This is a genomic window from Rhodoplanes sp. Z2-YC6860 (genome assembly GCF_001579845.1).
Lineage (GTDB): Bacteria > Pseudomonadota > Alphaproteobacteria > Rhizobiales > Xanthobacteraceae > Z2-YC6860.
This window is the reverse complement of sequence record NZ_CP007440.1, coordinates 2,859,795-2,878,078: the sequence shown is the minus strand read 5'-3', so window position 1 is coordinate 2,878,078 and position 18,284 is coordinate 2,859,795. Positions and strand designations below refer to the sequence as shown.

Annotated in this window: 16 protein-coding genes and 1 pseudogene; 9 read left to right on the top strand and 8 right to left on the bottom strand. The window is 65.1% G+C overall.

Annotated elements, in window-relative coordinates; all coding sequences use genetic code 11:
- Nucleotides 1-84: 84 nt before the first annotated feature.
- From smc to RHPLAN_RS13265, 5 genes are all read left to right on the top strand, one after another.
- Nucleotides 85-3,537 carry a chromosome segregation protein SMC gene (smc, locus tag RHPLAN_RS13285; protein WP_068018475.1) on the top strand — a complete coding sequence of 1,151 codons (3,453 nt, stop codon included), beginning with the start codon at nucleotides 85-87 and terminating at the stop codon, nucleotides 3,535-3,537.
- Nucleotides 3,538-4,002: 465 nt separating this feature from the next.
- Entirely contained in the window at nucleotides 4,003-4,566 is a 564-nt protein-coding gene (locus RHPLAN_RS13280) for a LemA family protein (protein ID WP_068018472.1), read from the top strand.
- 42 nt (nucleotides 4,567-4,608) lie between these two features.
- Nucleotides 4,609-5,784, top strand: coding sequence for a M48 family metallopeptidase (locus tag RHPLAN_RS13275; protein ID WP_068018471.1), 1,176 nt, complete (start codon nucleotides 4,609-4,611; stop codon nucleotides 5,782-5,784).
- A 139-nt stretch (nucleotides 5,785-5,923) separates the two neighbouring features.
- Nucleotides 5,924-6,682, top strand: coding sequence for a P-loop NTPase family protein (locus RHPLAN_RS13270; protein ID WP_068018468.1), 759 nt, complete (start codon nucleotides 5,924-5,926; stop codon nucleotides 6,680-6,682).
- Nucleotides 6,683-6,696: 14 nt separating this feature from the next.
- Nucleotides 6,697-7,512: a hypothetical protein gene (locus RHPLAN_RS13265; protein ID WP_068018464.1), complete on the top strand. Its 816-nt coding sequence runs from the start codon at nucleotides 6,697-6,699 to the stop codon at nucleotides 7,510-7,512.
- Between the two features lie 6 nt (nucleotides 7,513-7,518).
- Here RHPLAN_RS13265 and RHPLAN_RS13260 read toward each other — a convergent pair whose 3' ends face one another.
- From RHPLAN_RS13260 to petA, 7 genes and pseudogenes are all read right to left on the bottom strand, one after another.
- Entirely contained in the window at nucleotides 7,519-7,962 is a 444-nt protein-coding gene (locus RHPLAN_RS13260; RefSeq protein WP_068018461.1) for a DUF1493 family protein, read from the bottom strand.
- A 12-nt stretch (nucleotides 7,963-7,974) separates the two neighbouring features.
- Entirely contained in the window at nucleotides 7,975-8,523 is a 549-nt protein-coding gene (locus tag RHPLAN_RS13255; RefSeq protein ID WP_068018456.1) for an adenine phosphoribosyltransferase, read from the bottom strand.
- Nucleotides 8,523-9,497 (bottom strand): ABC transporter substrate-binding protein, encoded by a 975-nt coding sequence (locus tag RHPLAN_RS13250; protein WP_068018453.1) that lies wholly within the window; start codon nucleotides 9,495-9,497, stop codon nucleotides 8,523-8,525. Before RHPLAN_RS13250 ends, RHPLAN_RS13255 begins: the two co-directional genes overlap by 1 nt.
- A 51-nt stretch (nucleotides 9,498-9,548) precedes the next feature.
- A complete protein-coding gene (locus tag RHPLAN_RS13245; protein ID WP_068018450.1) occupies nucleotides 9,549-9,932 on the bottom strand; it encodes a cupin domain-containing protein in 384 nt (127 codons plus the stop codon).
- A gap of 32 nt (nucleotides 9,933-9,964) precedes the next feature.
- The gene (locus RHPLAN_RS13240; protein ID WP_068018448.1) at nucleotides 9,965-10,840 is read right to left on the bottom strand and encodes an S-methyl-5'-thioadenosine phosphorylase; all 876 of its coding nucleotides are present in this window, start codon (nucleotides 10,838-10,840) and stop codon (nucleotides 9,965-9,967) included.
- An 83-nt stretch (nucleotides 10,841-10,923) separates the two neighbouring features.
- Nucleotides 10,924-12,994: pseudogene (locus tag RHPLAN_RS40870) on the bottom strand (cytochrome c1).
- 38 nt (nucleotides 12,995-13,032) lie between these two features.
- Nucleotides 13,033-13,557 carry a ubiquinol-cytochrome c reductase iron-sulfur subunit gene (gene petA / locus RHPLAN_RS13225; RefSeq protein WP_068018439.1) on the bottom strand — a complete coding sequence of 175 codons (525 nt, stop codon included), beginning with the start codon at nucleotides 13,555-13,557 and terminating at the stop codon, nucleotides 13,033-13,035.
- 267 nt (nucleotides 13,558-13,824) lie between these two features.
- Between petA and RHPLAN_RS13220 the strand changes: the two genes are divergently transcribed.
- Nucleotides 13,825-14,286, top strand: a complete 462-nt coding sequence (locus tag RHPLAN_RS13220) for a tRNA (cytidine(34)-2'-O)-methyltransferase (RefSeq protein WP_068018437.1) — start codon at nucleotides 13,825-13,827, stop codon at nucleotides 14,284-14,286.
- Nucleotides 14,287-14,308: 22 nt separating this feature from the next.
- Nucleotides 14,309-15,214, top strand: coding sequence for an oxygen-dependent coproporphyrinogen oxidase (gene hemF, locus RHPLAN_RS13215; protein ID WP_068018434.1), 906 nt, complete (start codon nucleotides 14,309-14,311; stop codon nucleotides 15,212-15,214).
- A gap of 695 nt (nucleotides 15,215-15,909) precedes the next feature.
- Here hemF and RHPLAN_RS13210 read toward each other — a convergent pair.
- Entirely contained in the window at nucleotides 15,910-16,698 is a 789-nt protein-coding gene (locus RHPLAN_RS13210) for a sulfite exporter TauE/SafE family protein (RefSeq protein WP_237180130.1), read from the bottom strand.
- A 189-nt stretch (nucleotides 16,699-16,887) separates the two neighbouring features.
- Here RHPLAN_RS13210 and RHPLAN_RS13205 point away from each other — a divergent pair, with 189 nt between their 5' ends.
- A complete protein-coding gene (locus RHPLAN_RS13205) occupies nucleotides 16,888-17,622 on the top strand; it encodes an outer membrane protein (RefSeq protein WP_068018432.1) in 735 nt (244 codons plus the stop codon).
- A gap of 225 nt (nucleotides 17,623-17,847) precedes the next feature.
- Complete coding sequence (locus tag RHPLAN_RS13200) at nucleotides 17,848-18,252, top strand: endonuclease domain-containing protein (protein ID WP_068018429.1); 405 nt, start codon at nucleotides 17,848-17,850, stop codon at nucleotides 18,250-18,252.
- Nucleotides 18,253-18,284 lie beyond the last annotated feature (32 nt).

The following is an 18,284-nucleotide window of genomic DNA, read 5'->3' as shown; positions in this document are numbered from 1 at the left end:
GACGTTGAACGCACCGGAGCGAGGGTCATTCGGCCCGCAGCGGGGGCGGCCCCGAGACGGGGCAATCTTGGGAAGCGCATTGAAATGAAACTGACGCGACTGCGCCTGATTGGCTTCAAGTCTTTCGTCGAGCCAACCGACTTCCTGATCGAGCCGGGCCTCACCGGCGTGGTCGGTCCGAACGGCTGCGGCAAGTCGAACCTGGTCGAAGCGCTGCGCTGGGTGATGGGCGAGACGTCGCACAAGTCGATGCGCGCCGCCGAAATGGACGACGTCATCTTCGCCGGCAACAACAACCGGCCGCCGCGCAACACCGCCGAAGTCGCGATCCAGATGGATAACGACAAGCACGAAGCGCCGGCGCAGTTCAACGAACACGACACGCTCGACATCTCGCGCCGGATCGAGCGCGAGAAAGGCTCGCTCTATCGCATCAATGGCCGCGAGGTTCGCGCTCGCGACGTGATGACGCTGTTTGCCGACGCGTCCACCGGCTCGCGCTCGCCCGCCCTCGTGCACCAGGGCCGCATCGGCGAGATCATCCAGGCCAAGCCCGAGCAGCGCCGCCGCGTGCTGGAAGAAGCCGCCGGCATCTCGGGTCTGCATGCCCGCCGCCACGAAGCGGAGCTCCGGCTGAAAGCCGCCGAAGCGAACCTGCTTCGCGTCGAGGACGTGGTGAAGCAGCTCTCCGGCCAGATCGACGGCTTGAAGCGCCAGGCGCGTCAGGCGATCCGCTACCGCAATCTGTCGGCCGAAGTCCGCAAGGTCGAAGCGACGCTCTACTATCTGCGCTGGCTCGGCGCCAATGCCGAGGTCTTGGAATCCGACCGCGCCAAGGATCTCAGCGTGCGCACGGTGGCCGAGGCCACCATCGCGCAGACCGAGGCCGGCCATGCGCGCGAGGCCGCGGCTGAAGCCGTGCCGCCGCTCCGCGATACCGAAGCACGCGCCGGTGCGGCGCTGCAGCGCCTGATCATGGCGCGCGACGCGCTCGACGCCGAGGAGACCCGCGCCCGTGAGCGGCTCGCCGAGCTCGACCGGCGGCTCGCTCAGTTCGAGGCCGACGTCATGCGCGAACGCGCGCTGGTCGCCGACGCAGAAGCCGCGCTGGCGCAGCTTGCCGAGGAAGAAGAGACGCTGCGGCGCGAAGCCCATGAGAGCGCCGAGCGGCGTTCCGGCGTCGACACCCGCGTCGCCGAGGCCGATGCCGTCGTCTCCGAGGCCGAGAAGACCTTCGGTGAGCTGACCGGCCAGTTCGCCGACCTGACGGCGCGACGCAATCAGCTGACCACCACGGCCCGCGAGCAGGCCGAACGCATCGCGCGGATGGACGCCGAGCTCGCCAACATCGAGGCCGGGCTGACGGCCGCGAACGAAAGCCGCCCCGATGTCGCGGCGCTGGCCGAGTCGGTCGAGGCCGCGCAGGCAGCCGTCGGCCAGGGCGAGGAAAATGCGCTCGCCGCCGAAGCGGCGCATGAGGAAGCGCGCAAGAACCTCGAGGCAGCACGCATACCGCTGGCCGAGGCCGAGCGCGCGGTGCAGCGGCTCGACACCGAAGCCAAGACCTTGATGAAGCTGCTCGCGGTCGAAACGCAGAGCATGTGGCCGCCGGTGATCGACAGCATCACGGTCAACAAGGGCTACGAGATCGCGCTGGGCGCAGCCCTCGGCGACGATCTCGACGCGCCGGTCGACCAGAGTCACGCCATGCGCTGGGCAGGCGCTGCGATCGATCCCTCCGATCCGACGCTGCCGGAGGGCGTCGAGCCGCTCGCCAAGCACGTCGAGGCGCCACCGGAGCTGGCGCGCCGCCTCAACCAGATCGGCGTGGTCGAGGCTGCCGACGGCGCGCGGCTCGCAGCACTGCTCAAGCCCGGCCAGCGTCTCGTCTCGCGCGACGGCGACTTGTGGCGTTGGGACGGCTTTGCCGCCGATGCCCACGCGCCGACCGGCGCGGCGCGGCGGCTGGCGCAGCGCAGCCGTCTCGCCGACATCGACGGCGAGCTCGCCATGGCGCGCGCCACCGTGGAAGTGAAGCGCGCGAGCGTCGAGATGGCGCAGTCGCAGCTCGCCGCCGCGGGCGTCGCCGAAGGCGCAGCGCGCGACAACTGGCGCAGCGCTCAGCGCGAGGCCGACAGCGCCCGCGAATTGCACGCCTCGGCCGAACGGGAGCTCGCCCGCAACGCCGCACGCATCTCGGCGCTGACCGAAGCGCAGTCCCGGCTGGTCGCCAGCCGCGACGAAGCCAAGGCCGCAGCCGACGTTGCCGAGACCGGCCTCGCCGAACTGCCGCCGTCGGCCGATCTCGAAGCGCAGCTCACGACCGTCAAAGCCGAGATCGAAGGCAAGCGCACCGAGCTCGCCGAGATCCGCGCCGAGGCGCAGGCGCTGGCGCGCGAGGCTGAGCTTGCGGACCGCCGGCTCAATGCCATCGGCACCGACCGGCAGGCCTGGAACGACCGGCGCGAGCGCGCCCATACGCAGATCGCCACGCTCGACACCCGCAGCGGCGAAGCCAGGCAGGAACGCGAGGGCCTCGCCGACGCGCCGGCCCTGTTCGAGGAAAAGCGCCGCGCATTGATCACCGAGGTCGAGACTGCGGAGGCCGCGCGTCGCGAGGCCGCCGATCGCCTCACCGAAGCCGAAAACGCGCTGTCCGCCTGCGACCGCACCGTGCGCGCCGCGCTCGAAGCGCTCGGCGCCGCCCGCGAGGAAGCGGCACGCGCTGAGGAACGCGTCGACGGCGCCAAGCGCCGCCTCACCGACGTCGCGCACGAGATCCAAGAGATGCTTGAGGTCGAGCCCGATGGCGTTGCGGGCCTCGCCGGCATCGAACCGAACATGGAACTGCCCGACGTGGATGTGGTCGAGCAGGACCTCGAGCGGCTGCGCCGCGATCGCGAGCGGCTTGGCGCGGTGAACCTCCGCGCCGAAGAGGAGCTGGTCGAGATCGAGACCCAGCACAACACGCTGACCGCCGAGCGCGACGACCTCGTCGAGGCGATCAAGCGGCTGCGCCAGGGCATCATCAGCCTCAACAAGGAGGCTCGCGAGCGCCTGCTGTCATCCTTCGCCAACGTCAACACCCAGTTCCAGCGGCTGTTCACGGAGCTGTTTGGCGGCGGCACCGCAGAACTCCAGCTCATCGAGGCTGACGATCCGCTCGAAGCGGGCTTGGAAATCTTCGCCAAGCCCCCGGGCAAGAAGCCCGCGACGTTGTCGCTGCTGTCGGGCGGCGAGCAGGCGCTGACCGCGCTTGCGCTGATCTTCGCGGTGTTCCTCACCAATCCGGCGCCGATCTGCGTGCTGGACGAGGTCGACGCGCCGCTGGACGATCACAACGTGGAACGCTTCTGCGACCTGCTCGACGAGATGGGCCGCTCAACCGACACCCGTTTCGTGATCATCACCCACAACCCGATCACCATGGCCCGGATGAACCGCCTGTTCGGCGTGACCATGGCGGAGCGCGGGGTATCACAATTGGTTTCAGTCGATCTCGAGGCAGCCGTCCGGATCCGGGATTCGGCAGCCTGATTGAGCCAGAGCGGGACGCCGCTAAGCGGCTCAGTTTGCGAAACAATCTCCACAAAGGCGGCCGAAAGGCCGCCTTTTCGTTGCTGGCATGACGGAAAGATGACGCTGGAACTTCTGTGGCCCTGGTGCCCCTGTGGAAAACTTTTTTTCCAAATTTTGTGGCAAGCGGCGGAACGGCCTCAGGAGGCCCGCGTTGTCTGTCCGTAAACGCTGGGCGGCGCCCCCCTCCCCCCGACAGCCGTCCGGCAATCGACCCCAGGCCTCCCCGGGCCTGGGGTCTTTTTTTGGGACGAAGCCGTCTCCGGCTCAGACCCCCGACCCGTCTTTGGTCTGGTCTTGGTTTCCTTGGACTTTTTTCGCTGGAACCGCGAACCTACCTCTTGGTAGTCGCGACCAACCGGTCGTACCGCCCTTTGGCGCTGTTTCAACCTCTGACCGTCCCCGTCCCCGTCCCAGGAGACCCTGATGTCCACGACCGGCTGGATCGTTCTCGGTGTGATCGTCGTCTTCGTGTTGTGGGTCATCATGATCTACAACCAGCTTGTCGCGATGCGGCAGCGGGTTGGGCAGGCTTTCGCCGACGTCGACGTGCAGCTCAAGCAGCGCCACGACCTCATTCCGAACCTGGTCGAAACCGTCAAAGGTTACGCCGCCCATGAGCGAGGCACCCTCGAAGAGGTGGTCAAAGCGCGCAATGCCGCGATGACGGCGCAAGGACCGGCCCAGCAGGCCCAGGCCGAGAACCAGCTCTCGGGCGCCCTGCGACAGCTGTTCGCGCTGTCGGAAGCCTACCCGGACCTCAAGGCCAACCAGAACTTCCAGCAGCTCCAGTCCGAACTGTCGGACATCGAGAACAAGCTCGCGGCCGCACGGCGCTTCTTCAACAACGCGGTCCAGGAATACAACACCGGCATCCAGCAGTTCCCGGCGGCGCTGTTCGCCGCTTCGCTGGGCTTCAGTCAGCGCACCTTCTTCGACGTGGGCGAGGAGCGCGCCGTGGTCGAGAAGGCGCCTCAGGTGAAGTTCTGAGGCGAGTTCTGGACCGTCACAACGCAATGGCGGGAGTGGAGCATGGCTGCCGCCTTTGGTCTCTACACCCATATCCAGTCCAACAAACGGCGGTCGATCGCGCTGCTGATCGGACTGTTCTTCTTGGTCTACGTGATGGTCTATGCGGGCGCCCTGCTCGCTGAAGGACTGACCTATGACGCCTCGCTCGACTGGCTGCTGCGCAAGGCGCTGCAGGACCTGATCTGGGCCGCGCCCTTCGCAACCGCCGGCACCGCAGTCTGGATCGTCATCGCCTATTTCTTCAACCAGTCGCTGGTCGACGCCGTCACCGGCGCGAGCGAAGTCACCCGGGCCGAACAGCCGCGGCTCTACAACCTTCTGGAAAATCTCTGCATCTCGCGCGGCATCACCATGCCGAAGCTCAAGATCATGGACGATCCGGCGCTGAACGCCTTCGCCAGCGGCCTCAACGAGAAGCAGTATTCCATCACGGTGACGCGCGGACTGCTCGACAACCTCAACGATCAGGAGCTCGAGGCGGTGCTGGGCCATGAGCTGACCCACATCCGCAACGGCGACGTCCGGATGCTGGTGATCGCCGTGATCATTGCGGGCGTGATCGGCTTCTTCGCCGAATTGCTGTTCCGCATGTTCTTTCAAGGCGGCTGGCGCTGGGGCGGCGGCAGCAGCCGGTCGTCATCGGACAGCGACCGGGGCAAAGGCGGCGGCGGATTCGCGATCCTCATCGCCATCGCGCTGGTGGTGGTGGCGTGGCTACTCTCCACCGCGATCCGCTTTGCGCTGTCGCGAAGGCGCGAATATCTTGCCGACGCGGGCGCCGTGGAGCTGACCAAGAATCCGGATGCCATGATCATGGCGCTGCGCAAGATCGAAAGCCGCGGCGAGCTCGAAAGCGCCACCTCCGCCGTCATGGAAATGTGCGTCGACAATCCGCGCGAAGGCTTTGCCGATCTGTTCGCGACCCATCCATCGATCGACAGCCGCATCAAGGCACTGGTGGATTTCGCCGGCGGCCACGACCCAGGCCCGATCGATCTGCCGAGCGAATCGGATCAGCAGGACCGGCAGCAATCCGAGGATTCGACTGCGCCCGGGCAGAAGCCGTTCCTGCCGTCCGAGCCGCCTGTGGTGCTGGGTGGCAGACGCGCGGAGCCTGAGCCGGCGAATCAAAGCTCTGCGCCGGTGCCGGGTCCCTGGGGCGCACCGCGCAACTGATTCGGTGTCGCGCCGGCAACACGGCTTTTGAAAAGCTGGGGGATATCGATCCGGCCGTGACCAATTCAATTGGCATGTTCGCCGGGTTTGCGGCCATCGTTACACTCATATACTGCGCGATTCGCGGCAGAGGTGGTTCATGGCAAAACCTGCGGTGGTTCTCGTTGGAGCGGACAAGGGTGGCGTCGGCAAGACGACCGTCTCTCGTGCCCTGCTCGACTATTTCGTCGCGCACAACATCCAGACCCGCGCCTTCGACACCGAGGCGCCGAAGGGCACGCTGAAGCGCTTCCATCCGAACATCACCGATGTGGTCGACATCACGTCGACGTCGGACCAGATGAAGATCTTCGACACCCTGGCCAGCGCCGAAGCCCAGATCACGGTGATCGACATCCGCGCGGGCCTTCTGTCGAAGACGCTGGAGTCGCTGCGCGACATCGGCTTCCTCGACGCCGCCGCGAAGACCCAGCTCACCTTCACGGTGTTCCATGTGCTCGGCCCGTCGATCGCCTCGCTTGAGGAGATTCGCGACACCGCAGCCTTCATGGAGGATGCGCAGTACATCCTGGTGAAGAACTTCATCAACAACACCTCGTTCTTCGAATGGGACCCGGCGACTTACAATTCGTATTTCCGCAAGATCAAGGACGCCCACGAGATCACTATCCCGAAGCTCAACGAGATGGCCTGCGAGCAGGTCGAGCTCGCGTCGGTGCCTTACGTGTCGTTCGTCGCCAACAAGGGGGCCGACGCCCAGAACGCCGCATTCTCTTTCGTGCTGCGCGGCTATGTCCGGCACTGGCTCGGCAATGTCTGGGCCGAGTTCGATCGCATCAAGCTGATGGATCTGGTCGACGTCGCTCAACGTAAGAGCGCGGCCAAGCAAGCCTCCTGAACCGAGACGGTGTCATGCCGCGGCAGACACCGATTTTCATCATCACCTCCGCCCGCCCCCGCGTCGGCAAGACGCTGGTTGCGCGCGCGTTCACCGAATATTTCCTGGCTCTGCGCAAATCGGTCGTCGCTTTCGACATCAATCCGGGCGAGACGAAGCTGATCGATTTTCTGCCGGGTTGCACGGTAACGGCCGGCCTCAACGACATCCGCGGCGAGATGGCGCTGTTCGACCAGCTCGTCGTCGGCGATGAAATCCCCAAAGTCATCGATCTCTGCCACACGCTGTTCCCGAAGTTCTTCGCGCTCGTGCAGCAGCTCAACTTCGTGAAGGAGGCCCAGCGCCGCAACATCGCGCTGATGGTGCTGTTCGTGGCCGATCCCGACGACCGCTCGCGGCAGGGCTACGCCACGCTGGTCGAGCGGTTTCCGGACATCGCGGTGGTGCCGGTGCTCAACGAGGCCGTGCCGCCGACGATCAGCTACGCCGGCAACTTCCCGCCGACCCAGCATGGCGGGCCTGCGGTGACGATCCCGGCGCTGTCGCCGGTGGTGCGCGGCACGCTCGACAAGCGGACGTTTTCATTCATCGACTACGCCACCAAGACCACCGACGGCACCACCGAGCTGTGGGGCTGGATCCGCCGGACCTTCGTATCGTTTCGCGATCTCGAGGTGCGGCTGCTTCTGGGCGGCGTGCCGAGGGTGCCGCCGATCCCGAAGCTGCCGCGCGGACCCAATCTCCCGCCGGCAAGTGCCCCGCGCGGCACCACAGCCAAGTTCAATACGAACGGCAGGCCGACCGACCGGCGGCGCTTTCGCTGGCGGTGATCGCAACTACTGGTTTGCCCGGCAAAGGAGCCTGGCGATCCGACCCATCCGGGGCTGCGGCATCGGATTCGGATCGCTCCAGCGCCCGTCTGCGAACACCTTCTCCAGATGGGCGACGCTGATCGGGAACACCCGCCGACGTCGATCCGGCTCATTGGATGCTCCATCGAACCACCTGCTCAGCACCCGGGCCAGACCGAGCCAGTCCAACTCCTCGCCTTCACTGAAGTGATATTTGGTCCAGTCATAGGCGCCCAAATCCACACCGAAAAATTTGGAAAGCTCTCGCATAAAATCGAAGCAGTCGTCGCCCGCGATGCGGAGTGCCCCGAAGACATCCGCACAGCCGGACAGCTGCTCGCGCTTGAGCCAATAGTGCTCACACAGAAATGCTTGAAGGTCCCTGGGAGGTGGCTTCTCTTTCCCTCGCGTTAACAGCGACCAGGCCAAGCCTGACCTCGCCTAGTGCCCTTCGAACGAGACCAGCGTTCGCACCGGCACGCCGAGCTTGCGTATCTTGTCCGCACCGCCGAGCTCCGGCAGGTCGACGATGAAGCAGGCGGCGAGCACGTCGGCGCCCTGCCGCTGCAGGAGCTTCACCGCGCCTTCCGCAGTCCCGCCGGTGGCGATCAGATCGTCGACCACGATCACCTTCTCGCCCTTGCTGACCGCGTCCTCGTGCATCTCCATCTCGTCGATACCGTACTCCAGCGAATAGGCGATGCTGACTCGCTTGTGCGGCAGCTTGCCCTTCTTGCGGATCGGGATGAAGCCGGCCGAAACCTGATGCGCCACCGCGCCGCCAAGGATGAAGCCGCGCGCCTCCATGCCGGCGACCTTGTCGATCTTGGAGCCGGCCCAAGGCTGCACCAGCTCGTCCACCGCGCGGCGGAAGGCGCGTGCGTTGCCGAGCAGCGTGGTGATGTCGCGGAACAATATCCCGGGCTTGGGATAGTCCGGAATGGTGCGGATCGACGAACGCAGATCGAATTCAAGCTCGTGCGCGGACATTAACGGCTGCTCTCCTGCAGATAGGATTCATCGATGAACTTGCCGCGATCGATCTGCGCATCGGCGGGAATGAGCTTCGCCGCCTTCACGTTGTCGAACACGCGGCTGACGCTTGCGGCCGGAAGCCCAAGGTCGCGCTCCATCACCTTCATCTTGACGGTGTCGTCGAGCGCGCGTCGCGCATAGACGACCGATGTCCGAAGCTCCTTGGCGCCGAGCGCCGCCGACTCATCGGGATGCGCGAACATGTATTCGGTGCCGCGGCGAAGCGCCCGGAGGAAGCCGACCAGTGCGGCACGGTTGGCCTTGGCCCAGGTCCGGTCGACGATGGTTCCAGTGAAGAGATACTCCGGCACCAGGTTGGCGATCGGGCCGAGATTGGTGAAGCCCGCCTCCTCGGCCTCATAGCTCAAGGGATAGGGCTGCAAAGCCGCATCGATCTTCTTTTCCTTCAACAGCCGCTGCCGTGTCGGCGAGCCACCGACGGCTTCGACCTTGATGTCGGCCAGCGTGAAGCCGCCGGCCTTCGCCATGTCGTTGACGAAAAACGTCGTGCCCTCGTTCATCGAGACGACGCCGATGGTTTTTCCTTTCAGACCCGACAGCGACTTGATCTCAGGCTGCGTGATGATGAAGTGCGGCAGCCGCTGCGCGTTGCCGGCAACGGCTGCGAGGTTTCCACCCTTGTAGACCTCGGCGATCAGCCCTTCGAGCGGCACCATGCCGATCTGGTCGGCACCGGAGCGAAGATCGTCGGAAATCTTGTCAGAGCCGTCGTAGACCTGGATGGTGACGTCGAGGCCTTCCTTCTTGAAGAAGCCCTGCGCGATCGCGGTCCAGGCCGGGAGATAGAAGATCGTCCGCGACACCACGCCGACCTTAAGCTGTGTGTCGGCCAGCGCTGCAAACGCGGAAGCCGCGAGCAGCGCCAGCGCCGCGCAGGCCTTGAGAACGAGAGAAGTGAAACCGGACATCAATCCCCCAATACGACCTAAGGCGAGACTAACCCGCCAACACCCGGCCCGTCAGCCCGGCAAGTAGCGGCGCGGCGTCTCGCGCTTGTCGTCGTAAGCGGCTTCGAACACCGGCGACGCCAGCGTCGATGAAATGTGCAGCACGGAGGTGCCGGTGTTCGAAAACCCGTGCTTGCGGCCGGCCGGCACGACCGCCAATTGGCCCTTGGTCAGCGTCGCGCGCGCGTCGCCGATCCAAACCTCGGCCTGGCCATCGAGCACGTGCAGAACCTCCTCGACCGCATGCAGATGCGTCGGTGCGCCGTGTCCCGGCTCGCACCACTGCTCGAAGATGCAGAGCTGGCCACCCCCATTGGCGGCGGAGGTCAGCATCTTTGTCAGCACGCCCTGCCGCCACTCCTCGCGCGGCTCCCGGTTGAGGTCGATCACCTTCATTGTGTCCTCCCGCGTTTCAGGATTGCGAATGCCTAGCTCTTCAAGACTCGTCCCGCCACCGCATCGAGCTTCTTGATCAGCTCCGGATCGCGCGCCTCCGGCGCGGTGATCAGGGCGTTGTCGAGTGCGCGATCGGAGCCGACCGGGCAGGCTTCGTGCTCGCGCGGAAAATCCTTCGCAAGCCGCGCCACCAGCCGCTTGGCCTTCTCGGCATTGGCGCTCAGCACCTTGATGATGTCGGCGACCGTCACGGCATCGTGGTCGGGATGCCAGCAGTCGAAATCGGTGACCATCGCGACCGTCGCGTAACAAATCTCGGCCTCGCGGGCGAGCTTCGCCTCCGGCATGTTGGTCATGCCGATCACCGAATAGCCGAGCTGCTTGTAGGTGAGGCTTTCGGCGAGCGTGGAGAACTGCGGGCCCTCCATGCACACGTAAGTGCCGTCGCGCACGACGGTGATGCCCTCGGCCATCGCCGCGCTGGCGAGATGGATGCGCAGTCTCGGCGACACCGGATGCGCCATCGACACATGCGCGACCAGGCCCTTGCCGAAGAACGAACTCTCGCGCTTGTGGGTGCGGTCGACGAACTGGTCGATCAGCACGAAGGTGCCGGGCGGCAGCTCTTCCTTGAACGAGCCGCAAGCCGACAGCGACACCAGATCGGTGACGCCAACGCGTTTCAGCACGTCGATGTTGGCGCGATAGTTGATGTCGGATGGCGACAGCCGGTGGCCCTTGTCGTGGCGCGGCAGGAACGCGACCGGCAGGCCGGCGATATCGCCGATGCGGACCGCACCGGATGGCTCGCCCCAGGGCGAGGCGACGCGCTCCTCGCGCACATTCTGCAGGCCCGGCAACTCGTAGATGCCCGAGCCGCCGATGATGCCCAACACCGCCTTGGCCATTCGCTACCCTCGCACGCAAAATCAAAAGGCCCCGGAGCTTTCGAAGCACCGGGGCCTTTCGTCAAGTCACAACCAGCGACAGGCTAATGAGCGTTCGCCCACACCTTCTTTTTGGTGAAATAGAGCAGACCGGCGAACACGATCAGGAAGATCATGACCTGGAAGCCCACGCGCTTGCGGGTCTCGAGGTTCGGCTCCGCTGCCCACATCATGAAGGCCGCGACGTCCTTGCCGTACTGATCGACCGTGGTCGGCGAGCCGTCGGTGTAGTCGACGCGCTTGTCGGAGAGCGGCGGAGGCATCGCCAGCGCATGGCCCGGGAAGTACTCGTTGTAGAACGCGCCCGGTGGCAGCGTAACGCCTTCCGGCGCCTTGTCCTTGTAGCCGGTCATCAGCGCGTGGATGTAGTCGACGCCCTGTTCCTGGAACTGGGTGAAGATGTCGAGGATGAACCACGGGAAGCCGCGCTCGTAGCTGCGCGCCTTGGCGAGCACCGAGAAGTCCGGCGGCACGCCGTTGTAACGGGCGCGAGCGGCATTCTCGTTCGGCCACGGCGGCGGGAAATAATCGCCCGGCCGGCCGTCGCGCTCGAACATCTCGCCCTGATCGTTCGGGCCGTCCTGCACCTTGTACTCGGACGCGATGGTTTTGACCTGGCCTTCGGAGAAGCCGATCTCTTCGAGGTTGCGGAATGCGATGTACTTGAGGCCGTGGCAGACGCTGCAGACCTCACGATAGACCTTGAAGCCGCGCTGCAGCTGCGCCTTGTCCCATTTGCCGAACGGGCCGGCGAACGACCACTTCTGGCGCGGCGGCACCGGGCCTTCGTGCTCCTGGGCGGTGGCGGTGACAGCGCTCAGGCCGAGCAGAGAGCCGGCCAGAGCGAGAGCGAGGATGGTTCGCGACATGGTGTTCTCCCCGCCCTCAGTGCGCAGCCTTGGCCGCAATCGATTCGGAAATCGAGTTCGGCAATGGCTTGGTTTTCTCGATGAACCCGAGGAGCGGCAGGACGATGAAGAAGTGGCCGAAGTAGTACAGCGTCAGCAGCCGCGCGGCGATCGTATAGCCGCCTTCCGGAGGCTTGCTGCCGAGCCAGCCGAGACCGAGGCAGACCGCAACGAAGATCCAGAAGAACTGCCGGTACAGCGGCCGATAGCGCGCCGAGCGGACCCGCGAGGTGTCGAGCCACGGCAGGAAGGCCAGGATGCCGATCGAGCCGAACAGCGCGATCACACCCAGGAGCTTGTTCGGGATGGCGCGCAGGATCGCGTAGAACGGCAGGTAGTACCATTCAGGCACGATGTGCTGCGGCGTCACCGCCGGGTTGGCCGGGATGTAGTTGTCGGCGTGGCCGAGATAGTTCGGCACGTAGAACACGAACCAAGCGAAGACGATGCAGAAGCACACCATCCCGAAGCTGTCCTTCACGGTGGCGTAGGGCGTGAAGGGGACGGTGTCCTTCTCAGTCTTGGGCTCGACGCCGGTCGGGTTGTTCTGGCCGACCACGTGCAACGCCCAGACGTGCAGCACGACGACGCCGGCGATCACGAACGGCAGGAGATAGTGCAGCGAGAAGAAGCGCTGCAGCGTCGGATTGCCGACCGAATAGCCGCCCCACAGCCAGGTCACGATGCTCTCGCCGACGACCGGGATGGCGGAGAAGAAGTTGGTGATGACGGTGGCGCCCCAGAAGCTCATCTGGCCCCACGGCAGCGTGTAGCCCAGGAAGCCCGTGGCCATCATGAGCAGATAGAGAATCACGCCGAGGATCCAGAGAACCTCGCGCGGCTCCTTGTATGACCCGTAATAGAGACCGCGGAACATGTGGATGTAGACGGCGACGAAGAACATCGAGGCGCCGTTGGAGTGCAGGTAGCGAATGAGCCAGCCGTAGTTCACGTCGCGCATGATGTGCTCGACGGAATTGAAGGCCATGTCGGCATGCGGCGTGTAGTGCATCACCAGCACGATGCCGGTGACGATCTGCGCGGCCAGCATGAAGGTCAGGATGCCGCCGAACGTCCACCAGTAGTTCAGGTTGCGCGGCGTCGGGTAGGCGACGAACGAGGAATGCACCAAGCCGACGATCGGCAGGCGGCGTTCCAGCCACTTCAAGAACGCGTTTTGCGGCTGGTAGGTCGAGGGTCCGCTCATGGGAAGGCCTTAAAGAGGTGTCGTTATGCGGCGGCGGATCAGCCGATCCGGATCTTGGTGTCGGAGAGGAATTCGTAGGGCGGCACCGCGAGGTTCAACGGCGCGGGACCGCGGCGAATGCGGCCCGAGCTGTCGTACTGCGAGCCGTGGCACGGGCAGAAGTAACCGTCAAAGTCGCCCTGGTGGGCGAGCGGGATGCAGCCGAGATGCGTGCAGATGCCGATCAGCACCTGCCACTGCGCCTTGCCGGGCTTGACGCGGGCGCTGTCGGGCTGCGGATCGGGCAGGCTCGCCAGATTGACGCTCTGGGCCTCCTCGATCTCTTTTTTGGTGCGGTGATTGATGAAGATCGGCTTGCCGCGCCAGAACACCTTGATCACCTGCCCCTCGGTGATCGGGCTGATATCGACCTCGACCGGCGCGCCGGCCGCGATCGTCGCCTGATCGGGATTCATCTGGGAGATCATCGGCACCACAACGGCGGCGGCGCCGACGGCACCCACAGCTCCGGTTGCGATGTACAGGAAATCGCGTCGAGTCGGCTCGGCCGAAATTGCTGTCACGGTGTTCGTATCCCTCTTTGGCCGGTCAGCCCTTCCGCGCGGAGTACCGCAGACGTGACCATCGCGGTGGCGGTTGGGCCGGCCGCTTCAGGTCCTGGGGGAGGACGAAAAACGGCTATCCGGCGGCGTTTATTGGCACCCTTGTAAAGAGAGCGCAAGCCCGCCAGCGCCCGAACCGACCCGAGACGCACAACAGACGCACAAATCCTTTATCCATGGGGCTTTTGTGCCATTGACGGCCGTCCGCGGCGGGCCGAAACACCGGCCATGCGGATCGCGCTTTACGAGCCTGACATCCCCCAGAACACCGGGACGATTCTCCGGCTTGCCGCCTGTCTCGGCGTCGAGGCCCATATCGTCGAACCGACCGGGTTCCCGAGCTCGGACCGCGCCTTCCGCCGGGCCGGCATGGACTATCTCGATCAGGTGTCGTTGCGCCGGCACCAGTCCTGGGCGGCATTCAACGCATGGCGGCAGTCGGAAGGCCTGCGGCTGCTTCTGTTCACGACCGCGGCCGGGACCTCCTACCTCGACTGCGCCTTCCAGGCCGGCGATATCCTGATGTTCGGCCGCGAATCCGCCGGCGCGCCCGAGGCCGTCCACCAGGCCGCCGATCTCCGGCTGAAAGTCCCGATGCGGCCGAATTTGCGCTCGATCAATGTGGCGATGACCGCGGCCATGGCACTGGGCGAGGCGCTCAGGCAGACGGACGGCTTCAAGCATGAATAGTATCAATCCCAAGATAACGCCCATGTCCTACCCCCTCCCCGACCCGGCCGCACTGGAAAACCGCAAGGCCCGCGCCCGCGCCTGGTTCGAGCGGCTGCGCGATGACATCTGCACGGCCTTCGAGGCGCTGGAGGATGCGCTGCCTCCCCATTCGACGCTCGGGGACCGTGCCGCGGGCCGCTTCAAGCGCACCCCCTGGCAACGGACGGATCACAGCGGCGGCCATGGCGGTGGCGGCGTGATGTCCATGATGAGCGGCCGGGTGTTCGAGAAGGTCGGCGTCCACTGCTCGACCGTGCACGGCGAGTTCGCGCCGGAGTTCAGGAAGGACATCCCCGGCGCCGACGCCGATCCGCGGTTCTGGGCCTCCGGCATCTCGCTGATCGCCCACCTGCACAATCCGCACGTACCGGCCGTGCATATGAACACGCGTTTCGTGGTGACCACCAAAGCCTGGTTCGGCGGCGGCGCCGATCTCACGCCGGTGCTCGATGCCCGCCGCACCCAGGACGATGCCGATACGGTGAAGTTTCACGCCGCGATGAAGCGCGCCTGCGACGCGCATCCCGAAGTCGCGCCCTATGACAAGTACAAGAAATGGTGCGACGACTATTTCTATCTCAAGCACCGCAAGGAGATGCGCGGCATCGGCGGCATCTTCTACGACTATGTCGAAGCCGACTGGGACAAGGCCTTCGCCTTCACGCAGGACGTCGGCCGCGCCTTTCACGCCGTCTATCCGGAGCTGGTGCGGGCGAATTTCGCTAAGCCCTGGGGCGAGGCCGAGCGCGAGGAGCAGCTCGTGCGCCGCGGCCGCTATGTCGAGTTCAACCTGCTCTACGACCGCGGGACAATCTTTGGCCTCCGCACGGGCGGCAATGTCGATTCGATCCTGTCGTCGATGCCGCCCGTGGTGAAGTGGCCGTAAGAAAAACGACAGCACGTTTCGCTGGCATTGGATCGACGGAGCCGCGAACTCCGTCACCCTCCCCTGGAGGGGGAGGGTCGACACGCTGCGAGCGCAGCGAGAAACAAGCCGACCCTCCCCCTCCAGGGGAGGGTGGCCGCATTGCACGATCAGCGGGTCATCTTCAGATTCAATTTTCAAACAGCCCGCGCTTCGGCGTCGTCTCATCAACATTCATTCAGGCGTGATTCATCGGCCCCTTCAGATCAGGCGCGGGGCTGGCGCCTCTATTCTTCCTTGTCCCTCACATGAGTGAGGGCGCGGAGCGCCGGTTGGCGCTACGTCTCAGTCGACACCCCTTGCGAGGGTGCCGCGAGCTTCTTGCGAAGCCCGCACGCCTTCCGGCGCTCCACTTGTGGCGATTTATCGCGATACCCTCGCACGAGATTCGATCGGACGGTGCGGGACGTACCCTTCCCTAAGGCCGCGTTGCCTTGGCCCTTCACCCGATCGCGCCCTGCCACTGAAGGCGGCCCCCTCATCGGGGACGGACGATGGCATCGCACCCTGGGACGTGGCTACGAACCACGCCTGCAGGCGCCACACCCTGCTCCGTCCGCTAAGCGTCCCTAGAAGACGCCCTCAGTGAGCAGGATAGAATCGCGTCTACTCGTGATTTGCGGAAATGCCAAGCGAAAATGCGGCCGGCAAGCGCGTCAGTGGCCCAACCACTTGATCGCAGCGCCGATCACCATCGCCGCGCCGCCGAACAGCACCACGGCGTCGAGGATCGCGGTGTGCACATGCACCGGCATCCTCTTCACAAACGCCCTGGCGAAGAACGCCCCGGGAAACGCGACGACGCCGATCAGCAACGCGAACGCGATCACCTTGCCGTCAATCGCGCCGGCCAGCCCGAACACCAACGCCCGCGCAGCGGTGATGATGATCGACAGCATCGCGTCGGTTGCGATCACGGCCGCGCCGGAGAGCCCCGCGGCCATCAGCAGCGACAGCAGGATGACGCCCGCCCCCACCGTGCCGCCGACCGCGGCCCCGTAACCGATCGAGCCGAACAAAAGTCCGCGGTCGCTCAGCACGATCGAGCGCCGCCGGAGCGCGTAGCGCAGCGGCACCGTCAGCATCAGCATGGTGCCGATGACGATCTGCGCGCCGATGCCGGTGAGCAGCGTGTAGCCATAAGCGGTGACGAGGCATGGCGGCACCCCGCCGGTGAGCACGATCGCCGCGCGCCGCCATTCGACGTCGCGCAGATACGCCATCATGCGGCCGGTGTTGGTCATCAGGCCGGCGAGCGCGATGATCGGAACGACATTCTCGGCGCCGACCATCGGCACGAGAACGAGCGGCATCAGCGCGCCGGTGCCGTAGCCCGCGACTCCGCCGAGCACCGACGCGATCAGCGCGACAGCGGCCACCAGCAGCAGCTGATAGATCGAGACATCGACGAAGGCGGTAATCAGGCGTGAGCCCTTTGTGTCCAAATTGAATCCGCCCGATGGCGGAATCGCTTCATTTCAACAGCACATGGAACTTTTCGTAGCTCCTGCGCAACACCATTGCTGCGTCGTTGCGCACTCGCAGCATTGTAAATGGACACTGCAGGGCGCGCATGCGTGTAGTCGCCGGAGTTTGTTGGCGTTTGTCGATAACAAAAACACGGAGCGAACACGATGCGTTTGAAGTTTGCCGCAGTGCTGCTGGCGTCTCTCGGTTTCGGCGCGGTGCAATCCGCCGTCGCGGCCGATCTGCCGGCTCGCGGCCCGGTCTACAAGGCGCCCCCCGCGCCGATGGCCTTCTCGTGGACCGGCTGTTACGTCGGCGGCAACGTCGGCGGTCTCTGGCTCAAGGGCGACTGGACCGATCCGACCGGCGCCGCCGCGACCGGCAGCAACACCTCGTCCGGCGTGACGGCAGGCGGCCAACTCGGCTGTAACTACCAGACCGGACCGTGGGTGTTCGGCGTGGAAGGCATGTTCAACTGGGCGGACGCCAGCGGTGATGCCAATTCTATCGCGGGCGCCAACCTGCACACCGACACCAACTGGCTGGCGAACGTCACCGGCCGCATCGGCTACGCGATCTTCGACCGCAACCTGCTCTACGTGAAGGGCGGCGGCGCGTGGATCGATCAGTCGAACACGATCACAGCGCCTGGCGTGGCGTTCAGCACCGGCGACTACACCCGCAGCGGCTGGACCGTCGGCGCCGGCTGGGAGTACGCGTTTGCTCCGAACTGGTCGGCCAAGGTCGAGTACAACTACATGGACTTCGGCAGCAAGTCGCAGACGTTCATCTCGCCCGGCGGCGTCGCCGTCACGGGCGTCGATGTCGATCAGACCGCGCATCTCGCGCTGTTCGGCGTCAACTATCGCTTCGGCGGCAACCCGATCGGTCCGTGGCGCTAAGCCGAACGCTTCAAAACCAAAAACGACAAAAGCCCCGGATCGCATCCGGGGCTTTTTTGTTTGCCTTGTTTGCGTTTGCGCGCTCGTTCGTCACCGCATCGGCGGTGCAATCGCATATGGTGCACTCAGGCGGTGCGCTCCCTCCCCCTGCAAGGGGGAGGGTCGGGGTGGGGGTCAGTCTCGCCGTTTTCCCCTGTCAGGATGAGGTCGAGCAAGGGTCATCACATGTCCCGCTTCAACCGCACGCCGGGAAAAACAGAACTCGCCCGAAAATTGAGGCGCGATGAAACCGAGGTCGAAAGGCGGCTGTGGCATCGGTTGAAGACCGGCCAGGTTTGCGACGCTCGCTTTCGCAGGCAACATCCGGCGGGTCGTTACATCCTCGATTTTTACTGTCCTGCGCTGGCGCTCGCTGTTGAGCTTGACGGAGGTCAGCACGCTGAGCCCGCATCGGGCGACCGCGAGCGCGATGAGTGGCTGAGACAGAAGGGCGTTACGATTCTTCGCTTTTGGAATTCCGAAGTCACTGAAAATCTGAATGGCGTCTTAGAAGCCATCGCTGCGAAGATCGACGAATTAAAGTTGGCTCCGGAGCGATCTCGCCCGCGCTGGAACGACGAGCGGCTTTGACCCCCACCCCGACCCTCCCCCTTTCAGGGGGA